The organism is Aureliella helgolandensis, from assembly GCF_007752135.1.
In the GTDB taxonomy this organism is placed as follows: domain Bacteria; phylum Planctomycetota; class Planctomycetia; order Pirellulales; family Pirellulaceae; genus Aureliella; species Aureliella helgolandensis.
In genome coordinates, this window is sequence record NZ_CP036298.1 from 1,362,128 (window position 1) to 1,378,647 (window position 16,520).

Sequence of the window (16,520 nt, forward strand, 5' to 3'; positions counted from 1 at the left end):
TGCGACTCCCCGGACGTGTGACAACCTAATGGAAACCCTATCGAGCTCCTCCCGTACGATACTGCCTTAAATTTGAGGCGGGTCGCTCGCACTGGAACCGTCACCCGCGTGTGGCTAACTGCCCTGCCCTACTTCGCGGCGTCGCTATGCGGCCTGTCGAAAGGCATCGCTCCAGGTAGAGTTGAGCCGAAACACGAACACAGGAAACATCTTGAAGACCTTTGAAGAACTAGATTTGATCGCTCCGTTGCAACGCGCCTTGGCGGAGGAAAAGTACACGACACCCACGCCTATTCAGGCTCAGACGATCCCACCCGCCGTTGAGGGGCGCGACGTCCTAGGATGTGCGCAGACCGGTACGGGGAAGACGGCAGCTTTTGCTCTGCCGATCCTGAATCAGCTTGGGGAGCGGCACCGCAAGGCTCGCCCCAATTGCCCAATCGTGCTTGTGTTGGCTCCTACACGGGAGTTGGCGATTCAGATTGGCGAGAGTTTTGAGACCTATGGACGGCATTTGCGTTTGCGGCATGTGCTGGTCTATGGCGGCGTGAGTCAAGGCAATCAGGTGCGTTCGCTGAATCGCGGAGCGCACGTGCTGGTGGCCACTCCAGGCCGGCTGGTTGATTTGATGAGCCAAGGGCATATTGAGCTGAGTCAGCTTGAGGTGTTCGTGCTCGACGAAGCGGATCGCATGCTGGATATGGGCTTTTTGCCCGACTTGAAACGCATTATTAATAAGCTGCCGGACGAGCGCCAGTCGCTCTTCTTTTCGGCCACGCTGCCCCCCAAGATTCGTGAGCTCTCGCAAAGCCTGTTGAGTAATCCAGTTACGGTCAACGTGACTCCTAAGTCGACAAGCGTCGAACGGATTGAGCAACGCGTGTTCTTTGTTGAGCGAAACGGCAAGCTCCCGCTCTTGCGTGAGACCCTGCAGGGTCCGGATGTGGATCGTGCAATCGTCTTTACGCGAACCAAACGCGGCGCGAATATGCTGTCCGAAAAGCTCTGTAGGAGTGGTATTCGCGCGGTGGCAATTCATGGGAATAAATCGCAGAGTGCCCGCACACGTGCTCTAGATGGCTTTCGCCGCAAGGACGTGAGTGTCCTCGTCGCAACCGATGTCGCAGCTCGCGGGATTGATATTGATGGGGTCTCGCATGTGGTAAATTACGACATGCCAGTGGAGCCGGAAAGCTATGTTCACCGAATCGGTCGTACTGGCCGGGCTGGGGCGGATGGGATTGCTCTGTCCTTTTGCTCGTCGAGTGAACGCGAGGAATTACGAGCGATTGAGCAGTTGATTGGTAAGAGGGTACCGCTGGCCGCAAATCAGCCGGAGCGTACTGAGGAGCCTGTGGAATCGCGGGCTGACTCGAGGGGGGGCGGCGGAGCTCGCCGATCTTCGCGAGGAGCGAGCCGGAATGGAGAGCGTGCCTCAAGCGGTCATGCTCCCGCAGCGAACTCGGCTCGGAGATCGCGATCTGGTCGGCGGCCAGCTAGTGACAGTCGTCCGCCGCAACGCGAGTCATCGGCTCAGCCGCGTAGTCGTGATGCATCCCGCGTGGTCGCTCCCGCCGTGGCTGTGGTGTCGCAGGGGGAGAGTGGGCAAGGTTCGAGTGAGGCAAGGCCGCGCCGCAAGGGGTTACAGCGTAAGGTAGTGCGTCGCGCCCGCGCTCTGCGAACGAGTTAATATGCTGGCGTTGGCCTGCCAGGGTGGGTATGTTGGTTGCTGCAGGCGACGGCATTGCTGCCCGTGCATCCCAGCGAACTGCACTGGACTATTGGAGTGAGTGCGGTTTCGGAGAGACTTTTAAGCTGCATTACACGAATTCAAGAAGCTTCCTATCGCTAAAAATCAAAACACATTCGCAAAGCGTCAGAGGGAAATGGACAAGAAGTTCAAGGCTCTGGAGAAGCAGAGGCGGAAGACTGAACGCAAGAATTCACCACCTATAGTCGAACCTAGTCCTCTGGAAGAAGATTCAGAAACTATGGACGACCCGCATGCAGAGCCCACCTAAACCTGTTACAACAGTAGGGCTCGCACAACAAAGCACGGAGAATTTCTCCGCAAGATTCTGGTTGCAACCGAAAGTGTGTGAACGTTTCACACACCAGGGTCGCATCCCTATTTTTAGAGAGTTTGGACAAGAGATGGCAGAAGGCACAATTAAGCGTCTTACCGACAAGGGCTTCGGTTTCATTGCAAACGAAACCGGTAACGACATGTTCTTCCATAGTTCCGCATTAGACGGCGTGCGCTATGATGACCTGCGTGAAGGCCAACGCGTTACTTATGACGTCGGGCGTGGACCGAAGGGCCCATGCGCCGAGAACGTACGCGTTCTTGACGAGTAAATCGCTTGACGGGAATTCCAGTGGGTTCCTGCAGTCATTTGCGTGATTGCGGGAGTTGTTGGGGTTCTCAAGAGAGCGTGCAGTACCCCGACAGTGGCTCGTTAATTGCGAATCACTGGCTGCACTAAAGAAACGATGCACCGAGAGTCTGATTTAGGCGCTCGGTGTTTTTTTATGCGCCTGCGGTATTCGTTCGTCAGTGGTGGTTGGCGATGCCTTGGCCGGCCCGTTGGTATCGCGAAAGGTGCCACCCATCTTTCACGCAATTCTTTTTGCCAGCGTTGGCTGTTTGGTCTCGGTATGGTATCGCGAAAGGTGCCACCCATCTTTCACGCTATTCTTTTTGCTAGCGTTGGCTGTTTGGTCTCGGTATGGATGGTACCTGGCGGCGGTGCTCCTCCTGCTCTACCGCGAAAGGTGCCATCCATCTTTTGCGCAATTCTTTTGCCAGTATTGGCTGTTCGGTCGAAATGTGGGTGGTACCTAATGGAGTCGATCGGGCGGTTGGGTTGCTAGCGTTGTCGAGGGGGAGTTGGGAGGTGGATGGTAAAGTTGTGATATGTTCGCGATCGTGGTCGTTGGGCGGTGCTTGGCAGCGTTGGGGCGGATGCGGGGAGGCGCGGCGGGAAGGTGTTGGCGGGAAGGTGTCGGCAGGGAGATGTTGGCAGGAAGATGTTGGCAGGAAGATGTTGGCAGGGCGCGAAAGGTGCCATCCATCTTTCGCGCAATTCTTTTGCCAGTATTGGCTGTTCGGTCGAAAAGTGGGTGGTACCTATTGGCGTTGCTCGTGCTCGGGGCGAGTGAGGGGTGTTTCGCTGGGGCGATCGCGGTTGGGGTTGCTTTGGGGTGGCCCGTTGGGGTGGTGTTGGTGCGAGCGTGGAGCAATTTCTGATTTGGGAAAACTTGGTTCGCGAACCTCACTTGGAGTGAAAAGCTCGTTTAAAGTGGCGAGAGAAGTGCTCGCAGACCGACAATGCTGGTCTCAAACGGTTCGCAACTCGCAAAATCATCGCCAAGGGGTTAAATTCGCCTTGCGGTGGTTTTACGCGTCGATAAACTAGGCCCTTCCTGAAAATTAGCGAGCTCTTCAATCGAGAGCGAGTCTTTTGGGCCAACGTAGCTCAGTTGGTAGAGCTGCTGATTTGTAATCAGCCGGTCGGGGGTTCGAGTCCCTCCGTTGGCTCCTGGTTCGTCTGCGGTGGTCCTTTGGGACTTCGGTGGATGATCGAGGGGTGTCTAGGCCTTTGAGGCTTAGGGGCGAACTGATTTTAGGGAAGTACCGGGAGGTTGCCCGAGTGGTTAAAGGGGACGGACTGTAAATCCGTTACTTCGGTTACGCAGGTTCGAATCCTGCACCTCCCATTGGCGAACCAACGCCAAGCTGGCAAACTGTAGGAATTGTTGTTGACCTAGCACTCGACGAGTTCGAGCGACTGTCCCTGGCTCCCAGAGAGTTGGGGGAGGCGTTCCGACCGAGAGTTGGGTGAGCAATCACCGTCTCGCCGATGAGTGCAACTGGCATTCAAGGTGTGAAGGAAGCGGGTGTAGCTCAATGGTAGAGCAGCAGCCTTCCAAGCTGAATACGAGGGTTCGATTCCCTTCACCCGCTCTACTGAACGCTGTTGTAGCTCAGTTGGTAGAGCACTTCCTTGGTAAGGAAGAGGTCATGGGTTCAAGTCCCATCAACAGCTCTTGTTCGGACGACAATTCCGGACACGAGTGCCATACGGCTATGGTTTCGGTTTTCGTCCTGGTCGCAAGCGAGCAGCAGGCTCGCGCCAGTCACAAAGGTTTTTCGTTGTTAGGTGTAACGGATAATGGCCAAAGAGCAATTCACACGTACAAAGCCCCACTGTAATGTTGGCACGATCGGTCACATTGACCACGGTAAGACAACAACCACCGGCGCTCTGCTTGCAGTACAAGCAGCCAAGGGTTTGGCCAAGGCCAAGGCCTACTCGGAAATCGCTAAGGGTGGTACCGTTCGGGATGATACAAAGACAGTAACCATTGCAGTTTCGCACGTAGAATACGAGTCGGAAAATCGTCATTACGCGCACATTGACTGCCCGGGTCACGCTGACTTTATTAAGAACATGATCACCGGTGCCGCTCAAATGGATGGAGCGATCTTGGTGGTTAGTGCAGCGGATGGTCCTATGCCGCAAACCAAGGAACACGTCTTGCTCGCTCGTCAGGTTGACGTGCCAGCGGTTGTTGTTTTCTTGAACAAATGCGACTTGGTTGACGATCCAGAGCTGCTTGAGCTCGTTGAATTGGAAATTCGCGAACTGCTCAATAAGTACGATTTCCCTGGCGACGATATTCCAATCGTTCGCGGAAATGCACTTGCTGCGTACAACTCGCCAGCTGACCCAGAAGCTAGCCAGTGCATCACCGATTTGGTGGCAGCCATTGACAGCTACATTCCACAGCCTGCACGCGAAGAAGATAAGCCATTCTTGATGGCCATCGAAGACGTGTTCTCGATCGAAGGTCGGGGAACGGTTGCTACCGGTCGGGTAGAGCGTGGTGTGGTTAAGGTTGGTGAAGAAGTCGAGCTGCTTGGGTTGCGAAAGCCTCACAAGACGATCGTAACCGGCGTTGAAATGTTCCGTAAGGAAATGAACGAAGGCCGAGCTGGCGATAATGTGGGCTGCCTGTTGCGTGGTATGAAGCGCGAGGACATCGAGCGTGGTCAAGTTCTGGCTAAGCCAGGGTCGATCCAGCCTCACACGAAGTTCGAAGCTGAAATTTATTGCTTGAGCAAGGATGAAGGAGGCCGTCACACGCCATTCTTCAGTGGTTACCGTCCTCAGTTCTACTTCCGTACGACGGACGTGACTGGATCGGCCAACTTGGTAGGTGCTGAAATGTGCATGCCTGGTGACAACGTCAAGATCGAAGTTGAGCTGCAAAAGCAGATCGCAATGGATGACGGTGTTCGTTTTGCTATCCGTGAAGGTGGTAAGACGGTTGGCTCCGGTGTGGTAACTAAGATTCTCGAGTAGAACGCTGGGAGTTTAGGGGTTCGGCAGTGGCCGGCCAACTAGTCCCCAACGCTCAAGATCCAGAAAGAGAACACTGGCCGTCACGAATGTAAAATTTGTGGCGGCCAATTTGCGAGCGTCATTGCCGCGGTTTGCGGCGGTTCGGCTTGCATACTCAGGGGTGTAGCTCAATTGGTAGAGCACTGGTTTCCAAAACCAGCGGTTGCGGGTTCGAGTCCCTCCGCCCCTGCCTTGTTAGACTCGATCATTCTTAGTCTTGGCTAAAGATGTTCGAGCAGATTTATCCAAACGGCACCGCAGCAATTTTGCTGGTGGTGAAATGAGAAGCCTCGGCTTCAATTGTATTGCTCCCTACCCGAGCTGCCATGTCGACATCAGACCTCCCAAGCCGACCGCTATTGCAAGAGTTATTTGCATCCGGTTTGTATAAACGCAATCAAGGGCGGATGGTAAGGCAATTAACGTGCCTTTCGATCTGGCTGGTCGCAGCTGTAGCTGCTTGGCGTTGCCACAGTCTCCTGCTGGTTCCCAAGATGGGGCATACCTGGCCTAGCTACCTGGTAGCGGTCGGGCTGGCTGGCATCGGGTTTTGGCTGGGTTTCAGGCTGGTGAATTGGCCGCGTTTCGCGGACTTTTTGATTTCGGTCGAAGCGGAATTGAACAAGGTTTCGTGGCCAACTCAAAAAGAATTAGTGCGTGCATCGATTGTGGTCATCTTCACGATCCTGTTCCTGTCTGCCATACTGTTTGGCTATGACGCATTGTGGAGGTTTGTCTTTGGGTTGTTGGGTGTCAACTAAGCGTTGTTACCTGCCGACTCGACGGCGTTGAGAGATTGAGCCGTTCTCCAGTGGAATGCTGGGTGGAGCGGCGTTGGTGGGCTTGACGAGTCCATCGCATAGAAGCGTATAAACCGCAGGTATTGACGTTGTTTGCGGTCCTTTTGAATTAACATTAATCTTCCTAGCCAGGAGATGGCTGTGTGGCCAACATCAGGTTGGGCTGCACGATCGCTTGTACTGGCGTGGGGGTGCTTTAGTGAGTGACATTGAAAAGCAAGACGATTCGCCTACCGCAGGTGCTGCTACCAATATGGATTGGTACATCATCAAGGTTGCGTTCAACCGTGAAGACGGGATACGCGATGCGCTGTTGAAGCGCATTAAATTGGCAGGTCTTGAGGAGTATTTCGGTGAGATTCTGGTCCCCACCGAAGACGTAGTTACCTTCACTCGAAACGGTACTCGCCGCGTTGTTAAGCGGAAGCTCTACCCAGGTTATCTGATGGCCTACATGATCATCAACGATGACTCTTGGTTCTTGGTTAGGGAAACTCCTGGCGTTGGTGATTTCACCGGCGCTGGAGGGAAGCCGACCCCTATGGATCCTCTCGATGTTGAGAAGATTCGTAAGCCGGTTGTCGCTGACGAAGAAGAAGGGGAACCTGCCATGAAGACCGCGATTCCTTATCGCCTAGGCGATAGGGTACGGGTCAAAGAGGGCAATTTCCAAAACCTGGAGGGTGAGGTGGAAAAGGTTGACGAAGCCAATGGTCGCGTAACGGTGATCATCAGCATCTTTGGCCGTAGCACACCCGTTGAACTCGACCACTGGCAAATCGAAGAAGTGTAAAGCACTTCCCCGGTAGGCCGTGCCAGGACAGGCTGCATCGTAGTGGATTGAGTCGTAGGCAGAGCAAAATAATTGAGTATCTCTTGGTAAGTTACCGGTAAGTTCGGGGTTTTGTTTCCCTGAACTTCGAGTGGCTGCCAAGCACATCGTTGGAGATAATTTTCGTATGGCGAAGCAAGTCGTCGGACAAGCCAAGTTTCAGGTCCCTGGTGGCGCTGCCACTCCGGCACCTCCAGTTGGTACGTCCTTAGGTAAATTCGGTATCAACCTTGGGCAATTCGTCTCGGCGTTTAACGAGCGAACCAGGGAATACAACGGCACGCCGATTCCTGTCGTCGTGACTGTTTATTCAGATCGTACTTTTGAGTTCGTTACTAAGAGTCCGCCAGCGGCAGCCCTGCTCAAGCAAGCAGCCGGCATTGCTAGTGGCTCTGGCGAGCCCAATAAGAAGAAAGTCGGTAAGGTGACCCAGGCGCAAATCGATGATATCTGCCAAAAGAAGATGGCGGATCTCAACGCACGTGACCTAGAGCATGCCGCGCGCATGATTGAAGGTACTGCACGCAGCATGGGCATCGAGGTGGAAGGGTAGTCATTATGGTTAAAATATCCAAAGCAATGAAGGCCATGGTGGCAAAGGCTCCTCAGAGCAAGGATCCCCTGCCACTGGCAGAAGCGATCAGCATCCTCAAGAGCTTTCCCGCACGCAAGTTCGACCAGAGTGTCGAAATCCACATGCACCTCGGCATCGACCCCGCTCAAGCGGATCAGATTGTCCGTGGCTCGGTGGTATTGCCGCACGGTATTGGCAAGACGCAACGCGTTGTTGTCTTTGCTAAGGGCGACTTGGCTGCAGCTGCTGAGCAGGCTGGAGCGGAAGTGGTCGGGCAGGAAGATCTAGCAAAGCGGATCAAAGATGGTTGGACCGACTTTGATGTGTGTGTCGCCACTCCCGATATGATGGGATTGGTCGGACCGTTGGGTAAGGTACTGGGGCCACGTGGTCTGATGCCTTCCCCGAGAGCGGGTACCGTTACGATGGATGTCGCACGCGTCATCGCGGAGTATAAGGCTGGTAAGGTCGAGTTCCGTAACGATAAGGGATCGAACTTGCATGCGATTGTTGGCAAGCTGAGTTTCGAAGCGGACAAGCTGTCAGAAAACGTCCAGGCGTTCCTACAGTTCGTCAACGGTTTGAAGCCTCAAGCGGTTAAGGGCACGTATGTGAAGAGCATCGCTCTTTGTGCCACCATGTCACCCAGTGTGCGCGTCAGCGCTTAGTCGATCCGGATGTCGCGGGCGTTGCCAGAGATGATGGTGGCGAACCAGCGACGAACGAAAGCTCCAAAAAGTTATTGTGCCGGTATCGGCCATCGATAGGTTCGATTGGAAAGTCATGAGTAAATACGTTAAGAACCTGATCACCGGTGAGATCAAGGATCGACTCGAAGGAGTCGATGACGCGATCGTCGCCGATGTGATTGGGATGGACTCTCAAGCTACGTTCGAGATTCGCAAATTGTTCCGCGAAAAGGGCATTAACATGCTCGTCGTCAAACGCAGTCTTGCAGATCGCGCAACAGATGGTTCCGCTCTGCGGACGCTGTTCGCGCCCAAACAGGGCGGCGTGGCCGTCGTGTGGGGAAGCGAAGATTTTGTCAGTCTGGCTAAGGAAATCGCCGCAGTCGTGAAGGTCAAAGAGTTCGCCAAGTTCGAACTCAAAGGCGGTGTCATGGATGGCGAGGCCATGTCGGCTGAGGAAGTGTTAGCCGTCAGCAAATGGCCTAATCGCCAGGAGCAGATTTCGATGTTGGTGGGGCAGATTCTCGCTCCCGGTGCAAATCTATCCTCGCAATTACTCGGTGCCGGAGCTACTCTGGCTGGCCAAGTCACGAAGTTGGTTGAGCAAAAGGAGGGTGAAGCATAGATGCAGAATGTTTCAGCTGGTATAGTTTTCGCGATTGAAATTGACACAATGCAAGAGTAGTCGCAACAGAAGGTGTCAACACTAGACGCGACCTGTAGAAACCAGCCTTCCTGAACAGGCAGCAGATTTTTAAAAGTTCCACACGTACATCACAGAACATTTTTTTACTTAGCAATAGGGTTTAACAATCCATGTCCGAAACTACATTCGCAGACGATATCAAGCAACTCGGTGAATCCATCGTTGGCCTGACTCTCAAGCAAGCCAAAGAACTCAGTGACTACCTCAAGGAAGAGCATGGTATCGAAGCCGCTTCCGGTGGTGGCATGATGATGGTTGCCGCCTCTGGCGACGGTGCCGGCGAAGCTGCTGCCGAGCAAACTGAATTCGATGTTGTCATGACCAGCTTCGGCGATGCCAAGCTGAACGTCGTCAAGGTCGTGAAGAACCTGACCGGTGCTTCCCTCATGGACTCCAAGAAGTTGGTCGAAGCGGTTCCTGCCAAGATCAAAGAAGGCGTTTCCAAGGACGAAGCCGAGAAGGTCAAGAAGGAGCTCGAAGAAGCTGGTGCAACTGTCGAACTCAAATAGTTCGCAGTTCGCAAAGCTTCGTTCCATTCGACCGCTGTGCTTGCCAGAGCGGTAGAGAACGAATTTCTTTCAAACACACAAAAAAACCTGGCTCGAATCCACGTGCCAGGTTTTTTTACGTACCGACGGTTGTCACGATGCGTGGCCGCCCTAAGGTGAAGATTTCGTGAATGCATGGCATGGCGTCACCGCCAGCGTAGAATATTAGTTCGGTGTACGCCCAGTATCCAATCTGTTTTAGCTAGAAGCGCAGTTTCCCATGTCCTCAGTTGTCGCACGTACTGCAATCGATTCCGTCGAAGAAAAGCTTCCGGTAGCCGTGATTGATATAGGCACGACGAGTATTCGCATGGCGATCGCGGAGATTGATAATTCCGGGGGCGTTCATCTGTTAGAGAATCTGTCCCAGGCTGTGACGATTGGTAAGGATACGTTCACGCAGCGGCGTATTCGAAAGGCATCCATCGAGCAGTGCGTGCGGGTGCTGCGCAGTTACCGACGATTGCTGCTGGAGTACGGTATTACCCGCCCCAATCAGATTCGAGTGATCGCGACCAGTGCTGTGCGGGAGGCGATCAACCGTTTGGCATTCATGGATCGGGTGTACATTGCTACTGGGCTTGAGGTCGAACCGCTCGACGAAGCAGAGGTGAGTCGCATTACCTATATGGGGATTCAGCCGTTACTGCAGGCCGATCCCAAACTGATGTCGAGTAAATCGGTGGTCGTGGAGGTTGGCGGGGGCAGTACCGAGGTATTGGTGGTGCAGTCTGGGAATGTGTTGTTTTCGCATACCTATCGCCTGGGATCGCTCCGCTTGCTGGAGACGCTTGAGAAGTTCGATGCGCCGCCTGGTAAGCAACGAGCCATCATGGAGAGTCAGATTCAGCGCGTGGTGGCTCAGATTCGTGAGCATGTTTCCAACGATACGCCGTTGGAGATGGTTGCAATTGGCGGAGACGTTCGCTTTGCTGCAAAGAACATTCTGGGAGAGTGGGATTCGGATTCGTTGGCCTACCTGGCTACGGAGCGGCTGGATGAGTTTACTCGAAAGATGCTGCAGCTCAGCGAGGATCAAATTGTCCAACGGTTCGGCGTTAGTTTTCAGGATGCGGAGACCATCGCCCCGGCATTGCTCACCTATGTCTTGATCGCCCGAGGTTTTAATCAGACGAAAGTCGCTATTTCGGACACCAATCTGCGCGATGGTCTGCTCCAAGATATGGCGACCCGCGAAATTTGGACCGCCAACTTCCGCAGCCAAATTATTCGCTCGGCAATTGGGCTAGGACGGCGTTTCGATTTTGACGAGAAGCACGCCCGGCACGTCGCTACCCTTTGTCGAAAGTTGTTTGCGGATCTACAGAGTGAGCATCAGTTGGAACCACGACTTGAGCTGGTGCTCTACGTAGCAGCGCTGCTGCACGAGATTGGGATGTACATCAACGCCCGCAGTAATCACAAGCACGCGATGTATTTAATTCGCCATAGTGAGTTGTTTGGGCTCAGCCGTAAAGATGTGTTGTTGGTGTCGCTCGTCGCCCGGTATCATCGACGAAGCAGTCCGATGCCTGATCACGAGGGGTATTCGATTCTCGATCGAGATCAACGGGTGGCTGTTTCGAAATTAGCTGCGATATTGCGATTGGCAATTGCCTTGGATGATTCTCGCAGTCAGCGTATCAATGATATTCAGTGCCGAAGCGATACCAAGCGAATGGTGTTGATCGCCAAGGGGGTGGAGGATGTTTCCCTGGAGCAATTGGCGCTTCGGCAGAGTGGAAACCTCTTCGAGGAGACCTTTGGGGTGCCGGTGCAGATTCGTCCAACCCGTCGCCCTAGCTAATCGGCCGCTTGGGAGGGATCGCAGCAGGCGGAGATCGCGCGGAGATGCCGGAGGTGCTTGTGCGCAGCTAGCGGGAGGTGTGGAGAGAGTTATTCTGGCTGGGGCGTTGTGGCCAATTGGAGTTCAACCGGTTCGTTGAACTTCAGGAAGATGCCCAGAAATTTGCAGGCAGGGCTGTGCAGCAGTTGGCGTTCTTGGTCAAGGGTTCGGTTGTAGGACCGAAGCGCGTCGGCTAGTTGGACGTTTTCCGTTTGGAGTACCTCGGGGCTGAGGGTACTGACGGATAGGAGTTCTTCTAGTTCCTGGCTGGTCTGAAACTGCAGGTCGGGGAGAGCTGTTGTGCGAAAGCGGTCTACGGTTAGGCGGAATTTTTCAGCCCAAGCCATGTCCAGCGATTCGCTGTCGACTCTTTCAGCAACGGCGAGTTCAATTTTCCGATAGCGCTGAGAGAGTGGGTCGGTGAGACTGCGCCAGGCCTGCTGGGTGGCAGCGCGGGCTGCGTCCAGCCGATTGTAGCTCCACAGTTCATAGCTTAGGAAAGCTCCGCCAACCACTAGTGACAGAATGACGATCGCGGTGATGCGACGACCAGAGACGCCTGGTGGTGGAGTGTTGGGCGTGTCGTCTGCATTGGCAGTAGCCATTAGGAAAACTCTCAGGGATTGAGATCAGTCGGTGTGGAGGATCGACATGGCGCCGAGTCCGTAGAAGGTGTATTCGATATCATCTTCGGGATCAAATTCAAAGCCTCGGAAGCCGCCGTGGGGTTGCTGCATGCTCAACACGTAGCGATAGGCTAGCGAGGTGTCGATCAGCTCGAGTCGCTCAAGATCCGCGAGGGTGAAGCAGCTGGTGAACGTGCTCAGGAGGTCGGGAAGTGGGATGCGGGTATTGGCTTGGAAACCTCCTTCGTCGGACTGGAGCTCGGAGAAAAACTCTGCGGCGTCGTCCACGACTTGCGGCTCGATGCGGTGCAGCACGCGCAGGGCGCCGATCGCTGCCGCGGTTGGGTTCGTGCCGGAGCGTTTGCCCACGCGTATCTCCAGGAAGCCGCCGTCGGCCTGGCGTTGGCGCATCAGGAACGCGTAGGCGGCCTCTGCATCTGGGCAGGGTTCTTCGATTAATTCTAAGCAGAGTAGCACTAGGAATGTTTGGTAAGTGCTGCCAGCTTGTCCCTCGAGGCTCTTGCTGAATCCTCCGTCGTCGCGACGTAGTTGGAAGAGGAGTTCCGACAATCTGGCTTTCCATGCCTGCCGCGCGTCGGAGAGTGGGTCGAGACCGCAAGCGGCTTCGATGAGTTTGGCGGAGTAGACGAGCGACAGTAGGTCTACAATCGTCTCGTGCGAATTGAGTCGCGACTTGAGGAAGTCTGCGCATCGGACGGCAAGGTCGCCATCGAGCAGGCCGAGGATGGCCAGGCTTCGCAGAGCAAAGCTGGTGTAGTAGAGGTCGCTCTCCCCTTCGCGGCCGGCCCATCCGCCGTCGGGCCGTTGGCGGTCGAGAACGTATCGGGCATGCCGGTCTTGCACTTCCTGGGGGAGTTGTGCTGCGCCGATCGTTAAGCGGATCATTAAGCGGGCGAGGTAGCCCAGGTCTTCGAATTCTTGTTCCACTTCAATTCGATTCAGTCACGCAGTAGGGCAGCAGGAGATCGCCCAGATGAGCGGGGATCGTTGTCGACTCAAGTGGGCTGCCCACGCGCACCTTGCAGCAAACGGCTACCACTTTGCCGGTAGCGATGGGGATGCCTCCCGCTTGCGAGAACTCGAAGCCGTAAGTCACGCTCTTGCGGCCCAGTTTGAGGACGCTCAGGGAGATTTCCAGTACATCCTCAAAGCGAGCGACGCCTTGGTAGTCGCACTCGACGTGGACTCTCGGCCAGCTGAGGTGCCAACCGCCTTCCAGCTCGGTGACGACGGAGGTTCCGAGGTGCCGCAAGAACGCATGTTCGGCCTGTTCCATGTACCGCATGAACCAGGAGAAATGAACAATACCTGCAGCATCTGTCTCGCAGAACTCCACTCGTCTTGAGGTTACGTAGGCTTGGCTCATAGGTGGGCTCAAAAAAAAATCTCGCACCTGGGAGGGCACGAGACAGTTTAGGGGGCAGCAGCAGAGGTCAGCTTATTCACCAACGTAGGGGAGCAACGCCATGAAGCGTGCACGTTTGATGGCTTCAGTGACAGCGTGCTGGCTTACGGCTGAGCAGCCGGTTTTGCGGCGTCCAACAATGCGACCGTGGCGATTGACCAGCTTGCGCAGCGTCTCGACGTCCTTGTAATCGATGAACATGGGACGTGGCCGTTTGCCATCGACGAACAACGGATCCTTTTTCTTAGCTCGCGAACGGATTCGCGAACGCTTGCGTGCGCGGCTTTTCGCAGAAGGCGCTCGACGCATCGTAGACATAGACGCTACCTCTAAAACAGTCAGTAAGTTCGATTTATGGCAGGGAAAACCTTCCCTGATCGGTTATGTATCGGCTACGTACGGGGAATCTTAACAGGTCGCGTCAGGCATTGGCAGAATTTTGATCGCCCTTGCTTAGGCTGCAAGCCAACTTCCTCACGTCGCGATCGCTCACATGAATCCAAGAAATTATCGGAATTCACGGACTCTCCCGCCGGAACGCAGGAATTTAACAGCGTTCCAGAGAATCGGCAAGGGCTAAATAGCAGGAAGCGTCGAGTGGAAAACCAATTGTCCAGGATCGCTGCAAAATAGCCAGGATTTTCATAAAGAGTGTTTGGAAACGTGAACCGCACGTATCCACGGTCATAGGGGGGGCATCACGGAATGCAGGGCTGGCCGCCATCGGGCGTCAATAACCCGGGGGAACGGCCAGCTCCTCCGCAGTCGGAAAACGTCCATAATCGGTCGCTGCGGCTGTTCCGTAGCTATCAGCCCCAGAATTCCACAGCGATGGGGGGGCGGGGCTTGCTAGGTAGATTTCGCCTTGAGCCAGCTCGCCGCCAGCCAGGCCAGTTAATGCAGGCAAGGCGCCAGGGCGTGGTTCGAACATGGGACGCGTGGGAAGTGGTAGGAAACGCGGGCGATCGGGACCCGGCGGAATAGCGCGTTTTGCCTTCCAGGCCGACCATCGCGTTCCCAGGCAAGCCGGGACGGGGATGGGGGGGATGAGGCTAACGCGTTCCGTGGTATCGCACATCTCAGAGGCGAGGTCCTCGTAGGGGGCGCACTCGAGGGCCGCCGAATCGGATTCTGCGGCGAAGGCTCGACCCTGATCGGCGTAGCCTGCCCAATCGCCTGGAGAGTCGTGGCGGTAGCTGGGGATCGCTAAGACTTGGCATCCCGTTCCGCAGAGGATCAGGCTGGCTACCAGCCAACGGGCCAGGGCCTCTGGTCGCCGCGCCAGCTTGCTCGCGGCAAAACATTGGGCGATATTAGGGGGATGTTGGCGTATCATGGTTGGAAAGCGATCCGATCTAAAGTTTGCCAGCCTTTCCATACTTTCGCGATCGATGCGTTAGGGGGCCAAGCTCGAGGGGCCATCCGCCGCATTCCGCACGGTATTAGCTCAAGCATCGTCCAACCCACTGCCTTGAAATTAGCGCGATTGTGTCAAATACGACAAATAAGCCGACTTTGCTGCCTGTGACGAATGCTGTAGTGGGGGATACTTCGGTAGAGGGGGGAGCCGATTTGGCGACTCCCGGCCCCGCCGCATTTCTGAAGCCCTTGAGGATCGGGAACCTCGATATCGGCTTTCCGGTCGTTCAGGCCGCGCTGAGCGGCTACAGCGATTGGCCGATGCGAATGCTGGCACGGGAGCACGGCGCGAGTTATTCGTTGTGTGAAGTGATGCTGGACCAATTCTTGATTACCTACAAGGGGCGGGATAAGAACAAGCACTTTTTGCACAACAGTCCCGAAGAGCAGCCGGTGGCTGGGCAGTTGATGGGGTCGGAGCCAGAGCAGTTTGCTCTGGGAGCGCGGAGGCTGGTCGAGGCGGGCTTTGCCGTGATCGATATTAATTTTGGGTGTCCGGTGAAGAAGGTGCTGGGCCGATGTCGAGGTGGTTACCACCTCAGCCAGCCCGATGTGGCGCTCGAAATTGTGCGTCAAACACGCGATATTGTCCCACCGGAAATTCCAGTGACGGTCAAAATGCGGCGCGGCATTGATGACACGCAAGAGAGCCGCGACCACTTTTACACCATCTTCGAAGGTGCGTTTAAGGCTGGGGTCGTTGCGGCAACCGTGCATGGCCGCACAGTGGTCCAACGCTACAACGGGCCGAGTCGCTGGGAGTTTTTAGCGGAGCTCAAGCAGGCGTATCCTCAACACGTCATTTTGGGGAGTGGAGATCTGTTCACGGCGGAAGATTGTCTGCGGATGATGGCGGAGACGGGCGTCGATGGGGTCACCGTGGCGCGGGGAGCAATCGGCAATCCTTGGATTTTTGAACAGGCGCTAGCGTTGAGTCGTGGGCTGCCGCTCCCCCCTCCGCCAACGGTGTTGCAGCAGCGAGTGGTGCTGGAGCGGCACTGGGCATTGGCGGAGCAGATCTATGGGCCAGAGCGCACGGGCCAGCCCTTGAGGAAGTTTGGCATCAAGTATTCCGCCAGTCATCCACGGGCGCAGGAGGTGCGCACCGCCTTTACCCGCATTCGAACACATCGCGATTGGCAAGCCGCGTTGGACACTTGGTACTCCGAGGATGCTCCAGGAGTTTACCCTTCGGCCAAGGCGCATCGCGTGCAAGGGTCTGGTGGGGACAGCTGTGGCTGAGCTCGGCACTCTACTGGTTAGACCCGCTGGCCCGTTTTACCGCCATAGGATGGAGCTGCAGTAGCCGATTCCGACCAATCTGCAAGGAAAAAGTTGACATTGGGGGGACCAGTCGGATAGCCTAGTGGGTTGGGAGAGCTACGCACTGGAGTCTGTGCCCGGATTCGTGTTTCCTGCGAAATGCGCAGAGGCCTGAGATCGGACCAGGGGGGAGTGCGTGTTTTGCTTTTTGCACTGCCATGTTGCCCGGCAGTGCATTCTCTCCTGCCTGCTCGGAGGATGCGGCGGCGATTTTTCAGCCTGCTCCTCGGGGATGGGATAGCAATTAAGCGGTAGAGCGAGAGTGGGATTCGAGGTGTTGCGCGCCGTTGGCTGAAGCTTCCAGAGTGGAGCTTGAGCCCTAG

General features: G+C 55.4%; 17 protein-coding genes and 5 tRNA genes. 16 read left to right on the plus strand and 6 right to left on the minus strand.

All coding sequences use genetic code 11. From position 1 onward, the window contains the following. The first annotated feature begins 211 nt into the window (after positions 1-211). The 9 genes from Q31a_RS04785 to secE all read left to right on the plus strand — a co-directional run bounded on the left by Q31a_RS04785 (position 212) and on the right by secE (position 6,169). Positions 212-1,690: a DEAD/DEAH box helicase gene (locus Q31a_RS04785; protein WP_145074794.1), complete on the plus strand. Its 1,479-nt coding sequence runs from the start codon at positions 212-214 to the stop codon at positions 1,688-1,690. Positions 1,691-2,004: 314 nt separating this feature from the next. Beyond that, complete coding sequence (locus Q31a_RS31515) at positions 2,005-2,358, plus strand: cold-shock protein (RefSeq protein ID WP_449224068.1); 354 nt, start codon at positions 2,005-2,007, stop codon at positions 2,356-2,358. A gap of 1,110 nt (positions 2,359-3,468) precedes the next feature. Then, positions 3,469-3,541 (plus strand) — tRNA-Thr (locus Q31a_RS04795). 98 nt (positions 3,542-3,639) lie between these two features. Beyond that, positions 3,640-3,720: transfer RNA gene (locus tag Q31a_RS04800), tRNA-Tyr, on the plus strand. A gap of 176 nt (positions 3,721-3,896) precedes the next feature. Continuing rightward, positions 3,897-3,967, plus strand: a tRNA-Gly gene (locus Q31a_RS04805). Positions 3,968-3,976: 9 nt separating this feature from the next. Next, positions 3,977-4,049, plus strand: a tRNA-Thr gene (locus tag Q31a_RS04810). Between the two features lie 126 nt (positions 4,050-4,175). Then, positions 4,176-5,369, plus strand: coding sequence for an elongation factor Tu (gene tuf, locus Q31a_RS04815; RefSeq protein ID WP_145074797.1), 1,194 nt, complete (start codon positions 4,176-4,178; stop codon positions 5,367-5,369). 156 nt (positions 5,370-5,525) lie between these two features. After that, positions 5,526-5,598: transfer RNA gene (locus Q31a_RS04820), tRNA-Trp, on the plus strand. Between the two features lie 136 nt (positions 5,599-5,734). Beyond that, positions 5,735-6,169 carry a preprotein translocase subunit SecE gene (gene secE / locus Q31a_RS04825; protein WP_145074801.1) on the plus strand — a complete coding sequence of 145 codons (435 nt, stop codon included), beginning with the start codon at positions 5,735-5,737 and terminating at the stop codon, positions 6,167-6,169. Here the strand turns inward: secE and Q31a_RS29935 are convergent. Next, positions 6,166-6,324, minus strand: a complete 159-nt coding sequence (locus Q31a_RS29935; RefSeq protein WP_197356218.1) for a hypothetical protein — start codon at positions 6,322-6,324, stop codon at positions 6,166-6,168. The two genes, secE and Q31a_RS29935, sit on opposite strands and share 4 nt — an antisense overlap. Before the next feature lie 83 nt (positions 6,325-6,407). On the opposite strand from Q31a_RS29935, the gene nusG reads away from it, so the two are divergent. From nusG to Q31a_RS04855, 6 genes are all read left to right on the plus strand, one after another. After that, positions 6,408-7,001, plus strand: coding sequence for a transcription termination/antitermination protein NusG (gene nusG, locus Q31a_RS04830; protein WP_231691070.1), 594 nt, complete (start codon positions 6,408-6,410; stop codon positions 6,999-7,001). Between the two features lie 166 nt (positions 7,002-7,167). Continuing rightward, positions 7,168-7,593 carry a 50S ribosomal protein L11 gene (rplK, locus tag Q31a_RS04835; protein ID WP_145074804.1) on the plus strand — a complete coding sequence of 142 codons (426 nt, stop codon included), beginning with the start codon at positions 7,168-7,170 and terminating at the stop codon, positions 7,591-7,593. A gap of 5 nt (positions 7,594-7,598) precedes the next feature. After that, complete coding sequence (gene rplA, locus Q31a_RS04840; RefSeq protein WP_145074808.1) at positions 7,599-8,282, plus strand: 50S ribosomal protein L1; 684 nt, start codon at positions 7,599-7,601, stop codon at positions 8,280-8,282. A gap of 115 nt (positions 8,283-8,397) precedes the next feature. Next, the gene (gene rplJ, locus Q31a_RS04845; RefSeq protein ID WP_145074811.1) at positions 8,398-8,928 is read left to right on the plus strand and encodes a 50S ribosomal protein L10; all 531 of its coding nucleotides are present in this window, start codon (positions 8,398-8,400) and stop codon (positions 8,926-8,928) included. A 191-nt stretch (positions 8,929-9,119) separates the two neighbouring features. Then, complete coding sequence (rplL, locus tag Q31a_RS04850; RefSeq protein WP_145074814.1) at positions 9,120-9,518, plus strand: 50S ribosomal protein L7/L12; 399 nt, start codon at positions 9,120-9,122, stop codon at positions 9,516-9,518. A 259-nt stretch (positions 9,519-9,777) separates the two neighbouring features. Continuing rightward, positions 9,778-11,364, plus strand: a complete 1,587-nt coding sequence (locus tag Q31a_RS04855; RefSeq protein ID WP_145074817.1) for a Ppx/GppA phosphatase family protein — start codon at positions 9,778-9,780, stop codon at positions 11,362-11,364. An 89-nt stretch (positions 11,365-11,453) separates the two neighbouring features. Here Q31a_RS04855 and Q31a_RS04860 read toward each other — a convergent pair whose 3' ends face one another. The 5 genes from Q31a_RS04860 to Q31a_RS04880 all read right to left on the minus strand — a co-directional run bounded on the left by Q31a_RS04860 (position 11,454) and on the right by Q31a_RS04880 (position 14,791). Then, complete coding sequence (locus Q31a_RS04860) at positions 11,454-12,008, minus strand: hypothetical protein (RefSeq protein ID WP_145074821.1); 555 nt, start codon at positions 12,006-12,008, stop codon at positions 11,454-11,456. A 24-nt stretch (positions 12,009-12,032) separates the two neighbouring features. Next, on the minus strand, positions 12,033-12,977 hold the full coding sequence (locus tag Q31a_RS04865) for a prenyltransferase/squalene oxidase repeat-containing protein (protein ID WP_231691071.1): 945 nt from the start codon (positions 12,975-12,977) through the stop codon (positions 12,033-12,035). Between the two features lies 1 nt (position 12,978). Further along, positions 12,979-13,416, minus strand: a complete 438-nt coding sequence (locus Q31a_RS04870; protein WP_145074825.1) for an acyl-CoA thioesterase — start codon at positions 13,414-13,416, stop codon at positions 12,979-12,981. A 72-nt stretch (positions 13,417-13,488) separates the two neighbouring features. Further along, on the minus strand, positions 13,489-13,773 hold the full coding sequence (rpsR, locus tag Q31a_RS04875) for a 30S ribosomal protein S18 (protein WP_145074828.1): 285 nt from the start codon (positions 13,771-13,773) through the stop codon (positions 13,489-13,491). Between the two features lie 412 nt (positions 13,774-14,185). Then, positions 14,186-14,791, minus strand: coding sequence for a hypothetical protein (locus Q31a_RS04880; protein WP_145074831.1), 606 nt, complete (start codon positions 14,789-14,791; stop codon positions 14,186-14,188). A gap of 236 nt (positions 14,792-15,027) precedes the next feature. On the opposite strand from Q31a_RS04880, the gene Q31a_RS04885 reads away from it, so the two are divergent. Further along, the gene (locus tag Q31a_RS04885) at positions 15,028-16,116 is read left to right on the plus strand and encodes a tRNA dihydrouridine synthase (RefSeq protein ID WP_231691217.1); all 1,089 of its coding nucleotides are present in this window, start codon (positions 15,028-15,030) and stop codon (positions 16,114-16,116) included. The last annotated feature ends 404 nt before the right edge of the window (positions 16,117-16,520 follow it).